This is a genomic window from Sphingobium sp. (genome assembly GCA_023266575.1).
GTDB lineage: Bacteria > Pseudomonadota > Alphaproteobacteria > Sphingomonadales > Sphingomonadaceae > Sphingobium.
In genome coordinates this window covers 79988-94593 of the sequence record JAHFPV010000008.1, presented here as the reverse complement: position 1 = coordinate 94593, position 14606 = coordinate 79988, and the positions used below count along the sequence as shown (strand labels likewise).

The window sequence follows — 14606 nt, the reverse complement described above, 5'->3', positions numbered from 1 at the left end:
CAAATTGACCATTGCCCATCTTGTCGCCTATGGGCTGGGGCAAGTTGAGGAGGAGAATAGCGATGGTGAACAAGCTCTACCCCGATGCCGAGTCCGCGCTGGAGGGGCTCCTCTTTGACGGTATGCATTTGTGCGCGGGTGGCTTTGGTCTGTGCGGCATTCCCGAACGACTGATCGACGCGATCCGCGATTCGGGCGTCAAGGACCTGACCATCGCGTCCAACAATGCCGGTATCGACGGCGAGGGGTTGGGCAAGCTGCTCCGCACGCGGCAGGTCAAAAAAATGATCTCCTCCTATGTTGGTGAGAATAAGGAATTTGAACGCCAATATCTGGCGGGCGAGCTGGAGGTGGAGTTCTGTCCGCAGGGGACGCTGGCCGAACGCTGCCGCGCTGGGGGGGCGGGCATCCCCGGCTTTTACACCAAGACTGGCGTTGGGACTGCCGTGGCCGAGGGCAAGGAAGTCAAGAACTTCGACGGGCAGGACTATATCCTCGAACGCGGCATCTTTGCCGATGTCGCGGTCATCAAAGGCTGGAAGGCCGACGAGAGCGGCAACCTGATCTTCCGCAAGACCGCGCGTAACTTCAACCAGCCCATGGCGACTGCTGCCAAAATCTGCGTCGCCGAAGTCGAGGAAGTGGTGCCGACCGGCAGCCTGGACCCGGATGCGATCCACCTGCCCGGCATTTACGTCAAGCGCATGATCATTGGCGCGCCATATGACAAGAAGATCGAATTCCGCACCGTTCGTCAGAAGGAAGCCGCATAATGACGTCGCATGATGGCATCGCCAAGGGCTGGACCCGTGATGAGATGGCTGCGCGCGCGGCCAAGGAACTGCAAGACGGTTTCTACGTCAACCTCGGGATCGGCATCCCGACCCTGGTCGCGAACCATATCCCGGCTGGCGTTGAAGTGACGCTTCAGTCGGAAAACGGGATGCTGGGCATCGGCCCTTTCCCCTATGAGGGCGAAGAGGACGCTGACCTGATCAACGCTGGCAAGCAGACGATCAGCGAATTGCCGCAGACCGCCTATTTCAGCTCGGCCGACAGTTTCGCGATGATCCGTGGCGGACATATCGACCTCACCGTCCTGGGCGCGATGGAGATTGCCGAAAATGGCGACATCGCCAACTGGATGATCCCCGGCAAGATGATCAAGGGCATGGGCGGCGCGATGGATCTGGTCGCTGGCGTCAAGAAGATCATCGTCGTGATGGAACATACGTCCAAAAATGGCGATCCAAAATTCATCCCGGCCTGCACCCTGCCGCTGACCGGCAAGAATGTGGTCGACATGATCATTACCGACCTGTGCGTGTTCCAGCGCCCCGACCATGACAGCCCCTTCAAGCTGGTCGAAATGGCGCCCGGCGTCACGGCAGAAGAAGTCGCCGCCAAGACCACCGCTCATTATTTGGTCTGATAGCGTCATGAGCCTCGACGGTGTCTATGATGAGGGCAATGTCTTTGCCCTCATCCTTGCGGGCAAGATCCCTTCGGTCACCCTGTATGAGGATGCCGATACGCTCTGCTTCCTGGATATCCAGCCCCAGTCCAAAGGTCATGCGCTGGTCATTTCCAAATGGTCGAAGGCGCGCAACATATTGGAGATAGAGGAGGATGCGCTGGCGCAGGTGATGGCGACGACCCGCAAGGTCGCGACCGCCATCCGCGCCGCGCTGAACCCTGACGGCCTGCATATCGCCCAGTTCAATGGCGCGGCGGCGGGGCAGACCGTGTTCCACCTCCACGTCCACATCGTCCCGCGCTGGGCGGGGCAGGCGACCGGCTTTGCCGCGCACGGGCAGGGCGGGTTCGCGGACGCCGATGCGCTCAAAGCGCTGGCGCAAGAGATTCGCGCGCACCTCTGATGCGCCTCCATCGCTTTGCGGGGCGCGCGCCCCTTTTTGCCGGCGGACGCTGATATGGGCCTGCGTCCCTTCAACGTGCCAGGCGCGCGGCTGGCGCTCCGCACCAAGCGGGCGAGCCCGCTGTTTCAGGGCAAGCGCGGCGAGAGTGAGGTCATTCTCGACCTGTCGCGCCTGCTGTCGCGTTCCTTCCACCCCGCGCCGACCGGCATCGACCGGGTCGAATATGTCTATGCCCGCGAATTGCTGGAGCGGATTCCCGATCGGCTGTCTTTTGCCGCCGTCCACCCGGCGGGCGGCTATTATGGCCGGCTCGATAGTGCGGCGGTGCGGCAGTTTTTGGCCTTCACGGCGGCCAAATGGCGCAATGCCGGGGTTGCCGACGCGCGGGAGAGCCGCGCGGCGACGGTGCGGCACATGTTCGCGCTGCGCCCCCGCCCAGTCCCACGCGCGACCGGGCCGCGCCTCTATTTGCAGGTGTCGCCGCACCATCTGGACGATGCCGATCAGGTCGGGGCGATCCTGCGCGCCGAGGGTGCGAAATTCGTGACGTTGGTGCATGACGTGATCCCACTCAGCCACCCCGAATATGCCCGGCCGCAGGGCGCGGACGAACATCGGCGGCGGGTAGGCACGATCGACCGCTTTGCCAGCGGCATCATCGGCAACAGCCAGGCGACGATCGATGCGCTGGAACCGCACATGGCGAACGGCCTGGCGGGGCGGGCGGTCCGCGTCGCCCATTTCGGCGCGGACGCCCCGGACATATTTGGCGGTCGGGGCGAAGTGCTGCCCGACCGCCCTTATTTCGTCTATATTTCGACCATCGAACCGCGCAAGAATCACCTGCTGCTGCTCACCATCTGGCGGCGCTTGGTCGAGCAATTGGGCGATGCAGCCCCGGTGCTGGTGCTGATCGGCCGGCGCGGCTGGGAAAATGAGAATGTCGTCGACTTGCTCGATCGTGCCGAAGCGTTGCGCGGCCATGTGATCGAAGCGGGTGAAGTGTCCGACACGCGGATGCAGGCGCTGGTCGCCAATGCGCGCGCGATGCTGATGCCCTCCTTTGCCGAGGGCTTTGGGATGCCGGTGGTCGAGGCGCTGGCCGCAGGCGTGCCGGTGATATGCAGCGACATCATGGCCCATCGGGAAGTGGGCGGCGACGCGCCCGATTATCTCGATCCGCTCGACGGGCTGGGATGGATGAAGGCGATTCGCAACTATAGTGAGCCGGATTCGCCTGATCGCGCGGCCCAACTTGCCCGGCTGTCGGTCTGGCGCGCACCCACCTGGCGCGACTATTTCGACATCGTGACCGATCTGCTGGAAGATGTGACAAGCTCTGTTTCTTGACCTTGCATCGGCCCAAGCCCATGAACTGACTGCCATCATGATGTCCACGCCCTTCCTGCGGTCCCCGCCCTTTCCCGGAATCGACACGTCTCTCGCCGCTGTCAGCCTGTTGCGCGACGCGGGCGAGGTTGGCGCGCCGGTTGACGACGCGGTGCTGGACGCGATCGTTGCGGCGCGGGTTGGCGGCACATTCTGGGGCGCGCGACCGGATGCGTTGGGCCAATCCCAAGGAGGCGAGTGCGATCCCTGGGCGCTGGTCGCGCAGGCGCAGTCTATCCAGGCGCAGGCCGACGACGAACTGGCGTTGATTGCGGGCCTGCTGGGCGTTCCTGTCATCGGTCCCGATGGCGCGGTCATCGACCCTGATCAGCTGCGCGCCACCCTCAAAGCGCTAATCGCTGCTGCCCGCTATCGCGACTGTTTCACCGGGCAGCCGGTCGATGCCATGCAGGCGGTAGTTCAGCTTGCCGACTGGCGACGGCATCTTGATGGAAATCGCGGCATCGTCGCGGCCAGCGGCATGGCCTTCTGGAAGCGCGACGCGATCCGTCATTTCCTGTGGGACGGCATTGCTTCTCCGCTCTTCCTGTCCGCCGAGCGGGGTCTGCGCCGCGCCCGGCGAGACAAGGGCGCGCTGGCGGTCTGGCCATCGCGCGTCCCGGTCACCCTGCCGCAGGATGCCGCCGATCAGGGCGTTGCGCTGGCGCGAGTGGAGGATGGATTTCTGCGATCGCGCGGACTGGGGGCGGGGCTGCATCCGCCCGGCTCCGTCGTGGTCGATCGGACCGGCATCTATTATAATGCGCGCGCTGCCAATGATCTGGAAACGCTGCTGGCGACGTATGACTTTCCGCCCGCGCTGGTCGATCGCGCCCGCCGCCTGCGTGAAAGGGTCTGCGCGACCGGTGTGACCAAATATGGGCCGGAAGCGGGGCGGATGATCGACCTGCCAGCGGGCAGGCGCACGGTATTGGCGATCGGCCAGGTGGATGACGACCTGTCGGTGCGACTGGGCGGGGCCGGGGTCGATGGCAATCTCGATTTTCTGATGCGGGTGCGTCGTGCCGAACCGGATGCGTGGATTATCTATCGGCCCCATCCCGACGTGCAGGCGGGGCATCGCAAGGGGCATTTGCCTGACGCAGTCGTCCTCACCCATGCCGATGCGATCGACACGGGTGCGCCTTTGATGGAGCTGGTGCAGGCGATCGATGAATTGCATGTCCTCTCTTCCCTGACCGGTTTCGAGGCGCTGATGCGCGGCCGTTCCGTAACGGTCCACGGGATGCCCTTCTATGCCGGGTGGGGGCTGACGCGCGATCTGGCCCAGCCCAGTGCGCGGCGCGGGCGTCAACTCAGCGTGGATCAGCTTGTCGCGGCCGCTCTCATTCTCTATCCTCGCTATCTAGATCCGGTAACGCGGTTGCCGTGCGGTCCCGAAATCATGGTGGATCGCATGGCGGATGGATCGACGCCGCCGATGACCTGGCTCATCGCGTTGCGGGCGCTACAGGGGAAGTTTCGACGTTTTATGACCTTGTCCGCTGAGTTTCTACATGGCTAACCGCCCATCCAAGACATTTCTGTTCCTGCAAGGACCGCATGGTCCCTATTTCGCGATGCTGGCCGACGCTTTGCGGGCGCGGGGCCATGCTGCGCTGCGAATCAACATCAATGGCGGCGACAAGGTCGACTGGCCCGACGATGCGACCGACTATCGCGGCACATTCCGCAACTGGCCGCTCTTCTTCGACGATTTCGTCGTCACCCATGGCGTCACCGACCTGATCCTCTACGGCGATTGCCGCCCCTATCATGCCAGCGCGCATGGCATGGCGCGGTTGCGCGACCTGCGCGTCCATGTGGTGGAGGAAGGCTATATCCGCCCCGATTTCCTGACGCTTCAGGCCGATGGCGTGAACGGCAATTCCACGCTGCCGCTCGACCCGCAATGGTATCGCGACCAGGCGCGCGGCCTGCCCCCGCTGGACGAGAATCAACCGACGATCCCTTCGAATTTCAGCACCCGCGCCCGCAATACCATGCGCACTGGCCTTGCCGCTGCAGTGTTGCGGCCTTTGTTCCCCTTCTACCGCACGCACCGGCCGCACAGTTTCCTGATGGAATCGCTGTCCTGGGGGCGCAAACTGTTGATGCGTCGCCGTGATATGCAGCAGTCAGCGCAAGCCTGGGCCAAGGTCGAAGGGAGGCGCTATTTCACCCTGCCGTTGCAGCTCAATTCCGATTATCAGTTGCGCATCCATTCGCCCTTTGGTGATATGCGCGCGGCGTTGCGCTTCGTCATCAAAAGTTTTGCCAATCATGCCCCCGCCGACGTGTTGCTGGTCATCAAGCAACATCCGCTCGATTCCGGCCTAGTCGCCTGGGATCGGCTGATCCGGCGGCTGGCGACCGATTATGGCGTCGCGGATCGCATTCATTATCTGTCGGATTGGGACATTGCCGAGGTCGTTGAAAAGGCGGTGGGCGTGGTCACGGTCAACAGCACAGTCGGCACGCTGGCGCTTAACAGCGGAAAGCCGGTCGTGGTCCTTGGTCATGCGGTGTACAAGGTGCCCGGCATGGTCAGTGTGAAGGGGCTGGACGCATTTTGGACAGACCCGTCACCACCCGACATGGCGCTCTATTCGGCCTTCCGGCAGGTATTGGCCGATCGCTGCCTGATTCGCGGCGGACTGTTGAGCGACGAAGGCTTGCAGATGCTGGTCGATAATGCGGCGGAACGGTTGGCGCCGGTGAAGCGGTCAACCCGCGGCCATCTGAAACTGGTCACGCCCAAGGTCAGCGATTTCGTTGCGTCGAACACCGCGCCCTGATTTCAAGGGGCGGTAAAGCCGTAGCGGGTGAAGATCGCTTTGCCTGATGACGAGAGCAGGAAGCGCCGGAATGCTTCGGCTTCCTTGTGGCGGCTGCTGGTCAGGCGCGCGATCGGGTAGCGGATCGGCGGATGGCTGCGCGCCGGGAAAGCGCCGACGATCGCAACGCCGCTGGCAACCCGCGCGTCGGTGGCATAGACGATCCCCAGTGGCACCTCACCCCGTTCGACCAGCGCGAGCGCCGCGCGGACATTGTCGCCGCGCGCGATTCTGCCAGCAACGCTGGGCCATACGCCAAGGCTGGTAAGCGCCGCCTTGCCATATTTGCCCGCCGGCACGCTGTCGGGGTCTGCCATGGCCAGTCGCCCATTGCCCAGCGCCCGTGCGATCGGCATGGCGCGACCGATCCGCAGGCGCACTGGCCTGGCCTTCGGCGTCACCAGCACCAGCCGGTTGCCGACCATATTGGTGCGGGTGCCGCGCACGACGAACCCGGCCTGCTCGACATCGCGCATCCAGTCCTGGTCCGCCGACAGGAAGAGGTCAGCGGGCGCACCCGCCCGGATCTGCCGCGCCAAGGCGGAGGAACCGGCGAAGGACAGGACGGGGCGGGCATGGCCTTGCCTGGTCCATGCATCGGCAGCGGCGGTCATCGCCTCCTGCATACTCGCCGCCGCCAGCACCAGCGGCCCGCGATCATCTGGGGCGGCCTGTGCCGTCGGGGCCAGAAGCAGGAGCAGCGCGATGGCGGATAGCAAGCGTTGGATCATGCCGTCTGTCTGCCTTCGCGCTGTTGGCGATGCAAGCGTCGCACCATGCTTTTGTCGCGCGGATCAATCGGCTAGAGGAGGTCGCATGATCAGGAACCCGCGCTGACATGGCGATCGTCAGAAGCCAGTGCGGCCAGTGTGGCGTCGGCTGCGGAATCCGCGCGATCACCGACACGGATCGTCGCGTCATCATAGAGGGCGACAGGCTGCACCCGGCCAATGGCGGGCTGCTGTGCGACCGGGGGCAGGCGCTGGGCGATCCCGCGATGACGCTGGAGGGGCGGTTGCTCCAGCCTTTGGTCGATGGGCGACCCGTCGGATGGGAGCGGGCGATCGCGCAGGTTGCGCGGCGAATCTCGACCATCCTGGCTCGCCATGGTCGGGGCAGCATTGCGCTGCATGTCGGTGGCGGCCTGCTGACCGAAGATTATTATGTCGCCAACAAGCTGATGAAGGGCTTTTTCGGGTCGGCCCATATCCATACGCCGTGGCGCGACGGAAGCAGCGCGGCGCAACGGGCGGCGTTCGGCGAAGATGTGATGCCCGCCACCTATGAGGATATTGGTCGCGCGGCGACGATCCTGCTGGTGGGGGACGGGATCATGGCGCATCCGGTCTTGCTGGAACGGGTGCAGGCGGCGCGGCAGGCGGGTGTGCGGCTGGTCCTGCTGGCAGGCGAGGGGGCTGCGATCGAGGCGGATCTGCATTTGAACGTGAAGCCCGGCAGTGCCGCATCTTTGTTGGCTGGCGCGCTGTTGCATGGTCATGACAAGGGGCAGCATGACGCGGATTATCTGGCGCGGAGCCTCGCGGTGCCGGACGCCTTTTGGGCCGGGTTGCGACCGGGGCATGATATCTGGTCGGTCGCCCGTGCGACCGGGCTGACGCCTACGGCGATCCGGGCTTTTTACGAGGAATGGGCGACGACCGAGCGGGTCGTCACCCTGTTTGATGGTAGCCAATCTTCCGATCTGGCCGCTGCGGTCATCAACCTTCATCTCGCCAGCGGACGAATCGGACGGCCCGGCGCGACACCCTTTGCCATGACCGGTGCGGCCAATGGCATGGGCGCGCGCGAAACCGGTTGCGTGGCGGACAGTATGGCCGCTCATCGCGATTTCACGGCTGATGCCCGCGCCAGCACTGCCCGCTTCTGGGGCGCGCGACTGCTGGCGGACGGGCCGGGGCTGGAGGGGGAAGCGCTGCTGCAGGCGATGCGCGACGGGCGGGTCAAAGCGTTGTGGAGCATCGGCGCGGACCCGGCGGCGGAGGCGTGGTTAGGCGAGGCGCGAGGCCTGATCCCGCTGGCGATCCGGTCGACCGACATGCTGGCGGAGCAGGGCGATGGCTGGTCGGTCCTGCTGCCCTCTGCCGCCTGGGTCGAAAAGGACGGGACGCTGACGGGGATGGACCGGCTGGTCAGTCGCCAGCGGCGGCTGTTCCCCTTGGCCGGAGAGGCGCGGCCGGACTGGTGGATGCTGACCAAAGTGGCGCAGGCGATGGGGTGGAGCGATGCCTTCCATTATGAGCGGCCCGCCGACATTTATCGCGAACATGCGCGGCTGACCGTCTATGGAAATGATGGTGCGCGCCTGCTGAACCTGCGGCGGCACGCGCCGATTTCCAACCCGGCCTATGACGAGCTGACGCCCTGGCGCTGGGGCGAGGTGCCATTCGATGGCGGGCATTTTCCGACCCCGGACGGACGGGCGAGATTCGCTTAACTTCGCACTTTTCCCGGTAAATGCGATATTTTGTTGCGTGTCCCTGATCCTATCGGAATGCCGACATGCGATCTTATCGCCTTGGGCCGATGTAGGACAGCCCGTCAGCGGGGCGTTGCTGCGATGTCCTGAAGATGGGCGAGCAGGGCGTCGCCATTGGCCGCCCAGGTGAAGCGCAGCGCGGCGGCGCGCACGGCTTCGCGGTCGGGCGGATTGTCCAATATCGCGCGGATGGCGGCGGCGATCGCTTCGGGATCGCGATCGACAATCTGCCCCGCTTCCGGCCGGTCGAGCAATTCGCGTGCGCCGCCGACATCGCTGATCACGATCGGGGTGCCGCAGGCCAGCGCCTCGACCCAGGCATTGGCCAGCCCTTCGGAGGCCGAGGGCAAAGCCATCACATCGGCGGCGGCGAAGATGCGTGGCAATTTATGGTGGGGGACGGAGCCGAGAAAGCCGAGCCGCCGGTCGACACCCAGTTCCTGCGCCAGATTTTCAAGATGACGCCGATATTGCCCCTGTCCGGCCAGCAGCAAGGTGACGTCGGGGAGTAAAGGCAAGGCGCGGACGAGCAAATCCTGTCCCTTGCGCGGGATCAAGGCACCCACGCACAGCACAACTGGCCCATCAAAATCGAGTGCGGCCTTCGCCTCCGCCCGATCGGCAATCTCGAACGTGTCGAGATCGACCCCGGTATAATGGACGCGGATCTTGTCCTGATCCATCCCCATGCGGACCATGGAGCGGCGCATGGCGTCTGATACAGCGAGCAGGCCCGCCGCGCCGTCACCAGCCCGCTGCAATAGCTTGCGGGTGCCGCGCTGGCTGCCCCAATGGTGGATGTCCGCGCCGCGCGCCTTGACCGAATAGGGTATGCCGAGCGCGCGCGACAGGCGCTGCGCCACCGGGCCGTCGGGGAAGAAGAAGCTGGCGTCGATCACGTCGAACGGCTTTTCCGCGTGCAGCCGCTTGACCAGCGGCAGGATGGCGCGGGTCATGGTCCATACATTGGTGCGCCCGCCAAATTTGGGGATGATCGGGAAGGTGGGGCGATAGACGGTCAGTTCGCGCCATTTCTCGCGGCGCGGCAGCGCGTGCAGCGGGGCGTAGCGCCGGGCGAGCGAGAGCGGCCATGGCGGCAGGCCGACCGGGGCGATGACGGTGACGTTGGCTTCCGGGCGGCTCACCAGTTCGCGCGCCTGCCGTTCCACGAACACGCCGAAGGTCGGACGGCTGATGTCGGGAAAGAGGGTCGATAGCATGAGGACGTTGAGCGTCATGACCTCTCTTTCGCGCAGGAGCCTTTGCTATTGGGTTAAGATGCCACCAACCTTTTTGCTAGAGCCGTCGGACGAGCTGTTCCGCGACTGCGGCCCATGGCGGGTCGGTCAGCACCAGCTGGCGCGCACCGGAACCCAGTGGCAACAGTTGCAAACGGTCGCCTTCCCGCCCGATCAGGCGTCCGAACAGGAAGCGGCCAGCGGGGCGGGGCAAGAGGATGTCGCGGTTGAGCGCGCTGGCGAAATCCTCTGGCGCGATGCGGCGGCACCAGATGGCATCGCCGCTGCGATAGTCGCCGATGCTGGCGCTGACATGGACGCCGACCATGCCATCCGCGGCGACGGGCGAGGGGAAGGCCAGCGGCCGCGTGGGCGCGCGCGCCCCGTCCGGCCCCAGCAGGGCGGCGACCGGCACCTCGCTCTGCCCCGGCATGGCGACGAGTTCGGCGCTGGTGACGCCGAGCGCCAGCGCGATGCGGTTGAGCCATTTGATCGACACGGTACGGGTGCCGGTCTCCAGACGACCGATCGTCTGAGCGGTGGTGGGCGGATCGCACAGTGCGCCGACCTGTTCCAGCGTCAGCCCCTTCACCTTGCGGACTTCGCGGATGCGGGTGATCATATCTGCCTCGCTGAATAACCTATTTGGTTTTCTCTTTCCTACAAACTATCCGCCATGGCAAGGCTGATTTCCCGATTCCCCATCGTCAAAAGGAGAAGGCCGCATGACCGCCACCCATATCGAACAGACGATCGAGGACCCCCATGGCCGCCATCAGACAGTGCTGGTCCATATCGGCGAATCGCCGCTCGCCTGGCTCCATGCGCGCGGCCATCTGAGCGAGCGGCATTATGTCGCGGGCGACCGGCTACGCACCGACTGGGAGAAAGCGGGGCTGGGGGCGCGGGTCACGATGCGTTGGGACGCAGCGCCGCGCGCGGGTGGGCGGGCCATGCCGGGGCGGCAGCCGGACCCGACACTGATGCAATTGTCGGCGCGCGAACGCTTCGACGGGGCGATAGGCGCGGCGGGTCCGGGGCTGGCGGACATATTGTGGCGAGTGGTGTGTGCTGGCGAAGGGCTGGTTGCGGCGGAGCGGGCGCTGGGCTGGCCCAGCCGCGCGGGCAAGCTGGTGCTGACGCTGGCGCTCGATCGGGTGGCGGGATGGTATCGGGTTGGGTGAGGCGTCAGACGATCATGCCTGCGCCCAGCAGCAACAGCAGCTTGACGTCGATGGCATAGCCTTCTTCACGCCAGGCGGTGACCTGGCGTCCTAGCCCGGCAAGCGGCACGCGGTGGACGTGGATATCTTCGCCATCCACGCCGCCGCCGTCGCCGGTTTTTTGCAGATCATGGGCGCGGAACAGGGTGAAGCTTTCCGCGACCATGCCGGGCGAGCTGAAAAATTCACCCAGCGATTCGAGGCGGGCGGCGCGATAGCCGGTTTCCTCCTCCAGCTCGCGGCTGGCGGCGATGCTGGCATCCTCGTCCGCGTCATGATCGCCGACCAGCCCTGCGGGCAGTTCGATGCAGCGTTTGCCCAGCGGCACGCGATATTGATCCACCAGCAGCACATGCCCGTCATCGAACGCGAGGATAACCGCCGCCCTGATGCCCCGTGCGCGGCCGACATATTCCCATTTGCCGCGCCGTTTCGCTGTGATGAAGCGTCCGGCCCACATCACTTCTTCAGGCGCGGACGCATCAGGGTCGCTCATAATTCGATCAGCCTGTCGGGAAGTTCGTTGATGTCGTCATCGGCGCGGGGGAAATGGGTGGCCAGCACGATGCCGACCTGCCGCACGGCCTGCGCCAGCCCTTCGCCCGCGCGACCGTCGCGAATGGCGTTGATCAGCGCTGCCATCGCCGCGCCCCATTCTTCCGGCGCGACCTTGCCATTGATCGCGGCGTCGGCGACGATTTCGGCGCGATGCTCGTCGAGCGAGAGGTAGATCAGCACGCCGGTGCGGCCATGGGTGCGCGCTTCGGCGGCGGTGCGGAACAGCAGGATCGCGCGTCGGCGCACCCGCCGCGCCCGTGTCGCGCGCGGTGTCATTGCCATGCGCAGCGCCGGGATGGCGAGAAGATAGCGGACAATCAGGAATTTCAGGATCAGCAGGCCGAGCAGCCCGGTCAGCAATTTCCAGTCCGCCAGCTCATGCTCCCAGTCGCGCAGCAGGGCGGACAGGAAATGGCGCAGATGCTCTGGAAAGGCCGCTGCCACGGACAGGGCGATGAACACCGCCGCGATTGCCCAGTGCAGCCCGACATCATGATAGGCGTCCGACCGGCGCGTCACGATCGTCACGATTTCGCCGGACGTATGCGCCTCCGCCTCCGCCACGGCGGCGGACACAAGGGCGTGGTCGGCTGCTGAAAGATGAAGCTGCATCACCAGTCCCCCGACGCGCCGCCGCCGCCGAAGCTGCCGCCGCCACCCGAAAATCCACCACCGCCGCCGCCAAAGCCGCCGCCACCCCAGCCGCCGCCACCGCCCCAGTCGGAATCGCCCGGTCCCCACAGGATGATCGGCGCGCCCGAACCGCTGCGATAGCGTTTGCCCGTGCCACGCCGACGCGACGCCAGCGCGATGAAGGCCACGACCATGACGATGACCCAGATCATCGCCATGCCGCTGACATGGCCGCCCGATCCCTTGCGCGCTGCCGCTTCCGCCGCCGCCGCGCGGGCCTTCGCCTCTTCGGGCGGCAGGGTCATGATCGCGCCGATTTCCGCCACGCCAGCATCGATGCCGCCGGGCATGTCGCCTGCCTTGAAGCGCGGGGTGATGGCGTCGCGGATGATCTGGGACGACTGGGCGTCGGTCAGCAGGCCTTCCATGCCATAGCCGACCTCGATCCGTATCTTGCGCTCATTGGGCGCGACGATCAGCAGTGCGCCGTCATTCTTCGCCTTGTCACCAATCCCCCATTCGCGCCCCAGCCGATAGCCATAGTCGGCTATGTCATAGCCCTGAAGGTCGGGGATGGTCGCAACCACCAGTTGCCGCCCGCTTTGGGTTTCCAGTGCAGCGAGCTTGTCGGTCAGCGCCTGTTCCTGCGCCGGGGACAGCAGGGCGGCATCGTCCACTACCCGGCCGGTCAGCTTGGGGAAAGATTGGGCCTGCGCTGCCGGCGCAAAAGCCAACAGCGCGAGGAGGATCAGCAGGCGGCGGATCACGCTATCAATTGCCGAAATCGACCTTCGGCGCTTCTTCCGCGCCGGGCGTCGTCGCCTGGAACGGGGTCATGGGCTTGGCGCCGTGGATGATCTTGGCGCCGATCGCGTCGGGGAAGGTGCGGATGCGGGTGTTATAGGCGCGCACCGCTTCATTATAGTCGCGGATGGCGACGGCGATGCGGTTTTCCGTGCCTTCCAGCTGCGATTGCAGGTTCAGGAAGTTGGCGTTGGTCTTGAGGTCTGGATAGGCCTCTACCGAGGCGAGCAGGCGACCAAGCCCCTGGCTCAGCTGCGCTTGCGCGGCCTGGAACTGGGCGACCTTGGCCGGATCGGACAGATCCTCTGCATTGACCTGCACCGATGTGGCTTTGGCGCGCGCTTCGGTGACGCGGACCAGCGTGTCCTGCTCCTGCTTGCCCGCTGCCTTCACCGTGGCGACGAGGTTGCCGACCAGATTGGAGCGGCGCTGATATTGCGCCTGAACGTCGGCCCATTTGGCCTTGGCCTCTTCCTCGGCCGTGGGGACGCTGTTGATGCCGCAGGCGGACAGGGCGAAAACCCCCAGCAGCGGCAGCAGGAAAGGGGCAAAGCGGCGCAGGAGCGTCATGGAAGATCCTCAAGCTATTATCTGCGCCCTGAAATAGGCGGTTGCCCTGTTTCGCGCAACGGGCCATCCAGTGATTATCTTTGAAAGGGAGAGCGGCGGACATGGGACTGATCAGCGAATTCAAGACCTTTATCAATCGTGGCAATGTGATCGACCTGGCGGTCGGCGTCATCATCGGCGGGGCGTTCGCCACCATCACAAAGTCGCTGACCGATGATCTGATCATGCCGGTGGTGGGCTATATTTTCGGCGGGGCGGATTTTTCGGGCTATTTTATCCGGCTGGGCGACCTGCCAGCCGACTATAAGGGCAATCCGCAAAGCTATGCCGACCTGAAGGCCGCAGGCGTCGCCATGTTCGGCTGGGGCCAGTTTCTGACGGTCATGGTCAATTTCGTCATATTGGCATTCATCATTTTCCTGCTGGTCAAGGCGGTCAACCGGCTAACGGTCAAGCCGGAGCCGGAGGTTGCTGCGCCCGCCGCGACGCCGGAGGACATCATCCTGCTGCGCGAAATTCGCGATTCGCTGCAAAAATAAGGCTCTATGCGACGAACGGAGCGGTTGGCGGGAACCATCGGCGGCGTGACCGGTTGATCGCGGTCAGGGTTGGGAGCGGCTGAGGCCGTTTCCACCCGTTGAACAATGCCGTCTGCCCCAGGGGGCGCAACAGGAGAAAACGCCGTGAAAACCTTCGTCAAAATCCTTGGCCTTGCCAGCCTTGTCGCCCTCGCCGCGTGCGATTCGGCCAAGGAAAATCAGGTCGAGAATGCGTACGAAAACAAGGCGGATGCGATCGACAATCAGGCTGACAATATGGAAGCCATGGCAGACAATCTGACCGGCAGCGCCGAAAACGCGGCTGAAAACGCCGCCGACGCGCTGGAAAACAAGGCTGAAGCCACGCGCGAAGCGGGCGACAAGGCCGAGGATGCGGTCGAAAAGCAGCAGTAAGCGCTTTTCGCCGACCAATATCGA

Annotated in this window: 17 protein-coding genes; 10 read left to right on the top strand and 7 right to left on the bottom strand. The window is 64.8% G+C overall.

The features are described from left to right. The first annotated feature begins 62 nt into the window (after positions 1-62). From Q0D44_RS09885 to Q0D44_RS09860, 6 genes are read left to right on the top strand one after another with little or no spacing between them, the layout of a single operon-like run. Positions 63-773, top strand: coding sequence for a CoA transferase subunit A (locus Q0D44_RS09885; RefSeq protein ID WP_294136004.1), 711 nt, complete (start codon positions 63-65; stop codon positions 771-773). Further along, a complete protein-coding gene (locus tag Q0D44_RS09880) occupies positions 773-1432 on the top strand; it encodes a CoA transferase subunit B (RefSeq protein ID WP_294136001.1) in 660 nt (219 codons plus the stop codon). Before Q0D44_RS09885 ends, Q0D44_RS09880 begins: the two co-directional genes overlap by 1 nt. A 7-nt stretch (positions 1433-1439) precedes the next feature. Beyond that, the gene (locus tag Q0D44_RS09875; RefSeq protein ID WP_294135998.1) at positions 1440-1880 is read left to right on the top strand and encodes an HIT family protein; all 441 of its coding nucleotides are present in this window, start codon (positions 1440-1442) and stop codon (positions 1878-1880) included. 54 nt (positions 1881-1934) lie between these two features. Then, positions 1935-3230: a glycosyltransferase family 1 protein gene (locus tag Q0D44_RS09870; protein WP_294135996.1), complete on the top strand. Its 1296-nt coding sequence runs from the start codon at positions 1935-1937 to the stop codon at positions 3228-3230. 37 nt (positions 3231-3267) lie between these two features. Continuing rightward, on the top strand, positions 3268-4794 hold the full coding sequence (locus Q0D44_RS09865) for a beta-3-deoxy-D-manno-oct-2-ulosonic acid transferase (protein ID WP_294135992.1): 1527 nt from the start codon (positions 3268-3270) through the stop codon (positions 4792-4794). Then, positions 4787-6067 carry a capsular biosynthesis protein gene (locus Q0D44_RS09860; protein ID WP_294135990.1) on the top strand — a complete coding sequence of 427 codons (1281 nt, stop codon included), beginning with the start codon at positions 4787-4789 and terminating at the stop codon, positions 6065-6067. Before Q0D44_RS09865 ends, Q0D44_RS09860 begins: the two co-directional genes overlap by 8 nt. A 2-nt stretch (positions 6068-6069) precedes the next feature. Here the strand turns inward: Q0D44_RS09860 and modA are convergent, their stop codons facing one another. Continuing rightward, a complete protein-coding gene (modA, locus tag Q0D44_RS09855) occupies positions 6070-6837 on the bottom strand; it encodes a molybdate ABC transporter substrate-binding protein (RefSeq protein ID WP_294135988.1) in 768 nt (255 codons plus the stop codon). Between the two features lie 107 nt (positions 6838-6944). Between modA and Q0D44_RS09850 the strand changes: the two genes are divergently transcribed. Continuing rightward, the gene (locus tag Q0D44_RS09850) at positions 6945-8561 is read left to right on the top strand and encodes a molybdopterin-dependent oxidoreductase (protein ID WP_294135986.1); all 1617 of its coding nucleotides are present in this window, start codon (positions 6945-6947) and stop codon (positions 8559-8561) included. A gap of 104 nt (positions 8562-8665) precedes the next feature. Here Q0D44_RS09850 and Q0D44_RS09845 read toward each other — a convergent pair whose 3' ends face one another. Together Q0D44_RS09845 and Q0D44_RS09840 are read right to left on the bottom strand one after the other, a co-directional pair. Further along, a complete protein-coding gene (locus Q0D44_RS09845) occupies positions 8666-9841 on the bottom strand; it encodes a glycosyltransferase (protein ID WP_294135983.1) in 1176 nt (391 codons plus the stop codon). Positions 9842-9899: 58 nt separating this feature from the next. Further along, entirely contained in the window at positions 9900-10463 is a 564-nt protein-coding gene (locus Q0D44_RS09840; RefSeq protein WP_217673537.1) for a helix-turn-helix transcriptional regulator, read from the bottom strand. Between the two features lie 103 nt (positions 10464-10566). On the opposite strand from Q0D44_RS09840, the gene Q0D44_RS09835 reads away from it, so the two are divergent. Then, positions 10567-11025, top strand: a complete 459-nt coding sequence (locus tag Q0D44_RS09835) for a DUF6456 domain-containing protein (RefSeq protein WP_294135978.1) — start codon at positions 10567-10569, stop codon at positions 11023-11025. A gap of 4 nt (positions 11026-11029) precedes the next feature. Here the strand turns inward: Q0D44_RS09835 and Q0D44_RS09830 are convergent, their stop codons facing one another. From Q0D44_RS09830 to Q0D44_RS09815, 4 genes are read right to left on the bottom strand one after another with little or no spacing between them, the layout of a single operon-like run. Further along, positions 11030-11560 carry an NUDIX hydrolase gene (locus tag Q0D44_RS09830; protein ID WP_294135975.1) on the bottom strand — a complete coding sequence of 177 codons (531 nt, stop codon included), beginning with the start codon at positions 11558-11560 and terminating at the stop codon, positions 11030-11032. Next, complete coding sequence (locus tag Q0D44_RS09825; RefSeq protein WP_294135972.1) at positions 11557-12234, bottom strand: hypothetical protein; 678 nt, start codon at positions 12232-12234, stop codon at positions 11557-11559. Before Q0D44_RS09825 ends, Q0D44_RS09830 begins: the two co-directional genes overlap by 4 nt. Next, complete coding sequence (locus tag Q0D44_RS09820; protein ID WP_294135970.1) at positions 12234-13022, bottom strand: TPM domain-containing protein; 789 nt, start codon at positions 13020-13022, stop codon at positions 12234-12236. Before Q0D44_RS09820 ends, Q0D44_RS09825 begins: the two co-directional genes overlap by 1 nt. A 4-nt stretch (positions 13023-13026) precedes the next feature. After that, on the bottom strand, positions 13027-13629 hold the full coding sequence (locus Q0D44_RS09815) for a LemA family protein (RefSeq protein ID WP_119747792.1): 603 nt from the start codon (positions 13627-13629) through the stop codon (positions 13027-13029). Between the two features lie 101 nt (positions 13630-13730). On the opposite strand from Q0D44_RS09815, the gene mscL reads away from it, so the two are divergent. Together mscL and Q0D44_RS09805 are read left to right on the top strand one after the other, a co-directional pair. Continuing rightward, positions 13731-14168: a large conductance mechanosensitive channel protein MscL gene (mscL, locus tag Q0D44_RS09810; RefSeq protein WP_217673532.1), complete on the top strand. Its 438-nt coding sequence runs from the start codon at positions 13731-13733 to the stop codon at positions 14166-14168. 144 nt (positions 14169-14312) lie between these two features. Continuing rightward, positions 14313-14582 carry a hypothetical protein gene (locus Q0D44_RS09805; RefSeq protein ID WP_119747796.1) on the top strand — a complete coding sequence of 90 codons (270 nt, stop codon included), beginning with the start codon at positions 14313-14315 and terminating at the stop codon, positions 14580-14582. Positions 14583-14606: the final 24 nt, after the last annotated feature.

Excerpts from the sequence above, each read along its gene's own strand:
- Q0D44_RS09885 (WP_294136004.1), top strand. The coding sequence starts at position 63 with ATGGTGAACAAGCTCTACCCCGATGCCGAGTCCGCGCTGGAGGGGCTC.
- Q0D44_RS09880 (WP_294136001.1), top strand. The coding sequence starts at position 773 with ATGACGTCGCATGATGGCATCGCCAAGGGCTGGACCCGTGATGAGATG.
- Q0D44_RS09875 (WP_294135998.1), top strand. The coding sequence starts at position 1,440 with ATGAGCCTCGACGGTGTCTATGATGAGGGCAATGTCTTTGCCCTCATC.
- Q0D44_RS09870 (WP_294135996.1), top strand. The coding sequence starts at position 1,935 with ATGGGCCTGCGTCCCTTCAACGTGCCAGGCGCGCGGCTGGCGCTCCGC.
- Q0D44_RS09865 (WP_294135992.1), top strand. The coding sequence starts at position 3,268 with ATGATGTCCACGCCCTTCCTGCGGTCCCCGCCCTTTCCCGGAATCGAC.
- Q0D44_RS09860 (WP_294135990.1), top strand. The coding sequence starts at position 4,787 with ATGGCTAACCGCCCATCCAAGACATTTCTGTTCCTGCAAGGACCGCAT.
- modA (WP_294135988.1), bottom strand. The coding sequence starts at position 6,837 with ATGATCCAACGCTTGCTATCCGCCATCGCGCTGCTCCTGCTTCTGGCC.
- Q0D44_RS09850 (WP_294135986.1), top strand. The coding sequence starts at position 6,945 with ATGGCGATCGTCAGAAGCCAGTGCGGCCAGTGTGGCGTCGGCTGCGGA.
- Q0D44_RS09845 (WP_294135983.1), bottom strand. The coding sequence starts at position 9,841 with ATGACGCTCAACGTCCTCATGCTATCGACCCTCTTTCCCGACATCAGC.
- Q0D44_RS09840 (WP_217673537.1), bottom strand. The coding sequence starts at position 10,463 with ATGATCACCCGCATCCGCGAAGTCCGCAAGGTGAAGGGGCTGACGCTG.
- Q0D44_RS09835 (WP_294135978.1), top strand. The coding sequence starts at position 10,567 with ATGACCGCCACCCATATCGAACAGACGATCGAGGACCCCCATGGCCGC.
- Q0D44_RS09830 (WP_294135975.1), bottom strand. The coding sequence starts at position 11,560 with ATGAGCGACCCTGATGCGTCCGCGCCTGAAGAAGTGATGTGGGCCGGA.
- Q0D44_RS09825 (WP_294135972.1), bottom strand. The coding sequence starts at position 12,234 with ATGCAGCTTCATCTTTCAGCAGCCGACCACGCCCTTGTGTCCGCCGCC.
- Q0D44_RS09815 (WP_119747792.1), bottom strand. The coding sequence starts at position 13,629 with ATGACGCTCCTGCGCCGCTTTGCCCCTTTCCTGCTGCCGCTGCTGGGG.
- mscL (WP_217673532.1), top strand. The coding sequence starts at position 13,731 with ATGGGACTGATCAGCGAATTCAAGACCTTTATCAATCGTGGCAATGTG.